The sequence below is a fragment of the Kitasatospora sp. NPDC047058 genome, assembly GCF_040643935.1.
Taxonomy (GTDB): domain Bacteria; phylum Actinomycetota; class Actinomycetes; order Streptomycetales; family Streptomycetaceae; genus Kitasatospora.
The window spans coordinates 1-1,463 of sequence record NZ_JBEYVJ010000853.1 but is presented as its reverse complement, the minus strand read 5'-3'; the positions used below and the strand labels follow the sequence as shown (position 1 = coordinate 1,463).

The window sequence follows — 1,463 nt, the reverse complement described above, 5'->3', positions numbered from 1 at the left end:
CTCTCCGTCAAGGCCGCCATGCTCGCCGTGGCCGGGCCCGGGGAGAGCCTGCTGATCGGCCGTGACGTGCACAAGTCGGTCGCCTCGGGGCTCATCCTCTCCGGCGTCCGCCCCGTCTGGGTCGACCCGGAGTGGGACCCCCACCTGCACTTCGCCCACCCGCCGTCGGCGCACGCCTTCGCCAAGGCCCTCGCCGGGCATCCGGAGGCGGCCGGTGCCCTCATCACCAGCCCGACCCCGTACGGCGGCTGCGCGGACCTCGCCGGGACCGTCCAGGCCTGCCACGAGCGCGGGCTGCCGCTGATCGTGGACGAGGCCTGGGGTGCCCACCTGCCGTTCCATCCGCGGCTGCCGGCCTGGGCGATGGACGTCGGCGCCGACCTGTGCGTGACCTCGGTGCACAAGATGGGCGCCGGGCTGGAGCAGAGCTCGGTGTACCACCTGCAGGGCGATCTCGTCGATCCGGCGAAGCTGAAGGCGCGGGCCGACCTGCTCGGCACCACCAGCCCGTCGGTGCTGGTGTACGCCGCCCTGGACGGCTGGCGGCGCCAGATGGTCGAGCACGGCCGCGAACTGTACGACCACGCCCTGCGGATGGCCGCCACCACCCGGCAGCGGATCGACCTGATCCCCGGGCTGCGGGTCTACGGCGGGTCCGAGTTCTGCACGCTGCACCGCGCGGCGGACTTCGACCCGCTCCAGCTGGTGATCGACCTCGCCGCGCTGGGCACCGACGGCTACCAGGCGGCCGACTGGCTCCTCGCCCACCACCGGATGGACCTCCACCTGGCCGACCACCGCCGGATCATCGCGCAGCTGAGCCATGCCGACGACCGCGCCACGCTGGGCGCCCTCGTCACGGGGCTCCGGGACCTCGTCGACCACATCCGTGAGCTCCGGCCCGCGGCCGTGATCGACGTCCCCGACCCTGCGGAGCTGCGGCTGGAACAGGTGCTGACGCCGCGCGAGGCCTTCTTCGCCGCGACCGAGCCGGTGCCCGTGGCGCGGGCGGCCGGGCGGATCGCCGCCGAGATCCTCACCCCGTACCCGCCGGGCATTCCGGTCGCGCTGCCCGGCGAGCGGCTCGACCGCCCGGTCGTCGAGTACCTGCGCTCGGGCGTCGCCGCCGGGATGGTCGTCCCGGACGCCGCCGACGGCTCGCTGGAGACCCTGCGCGTGACGGCCGCCTGAGCCGCGGGAGGTTCGGCCGTCGGACGGTCTGGCGGGCGGACGGTTGCCCCGTCGGAGGGTTGACACGCCGAGGACCGGGCAGACGCCTGCGTTCGACCACCTCCCCGCATCCAGTGGGACGGAGACCACGATGAACGGTGCCGAAGGCTTCCCGAGCCGGCTGTTCGCCGAGCACCGGGCCATCGAGGCGTTGCTGCGGCAACTGGACGGCGTCGTCGCGCTCGGCGGCACCGGCGACGACGAGGGCGTGCGGCTGCTGGCCCTGCTACGGC

1 protein-coding gene is annotated in these 1,463 nt (G+C 74.4%); it reads left to right on the top strand.

Annotation, left to right across the window (positions count from 1 at the left end):
- A partial coding sequence (locus ABZ885_RS41080; RefSeq protein WP_360200307.1) for an ornithine decarboxylase occupies nt 1–1,191 on the top strand: 1,191 nt, incomplete at its 5' end.
- Between the last annotated feature and the right edge of the window lie 272 nt (nt 1,192–1,463).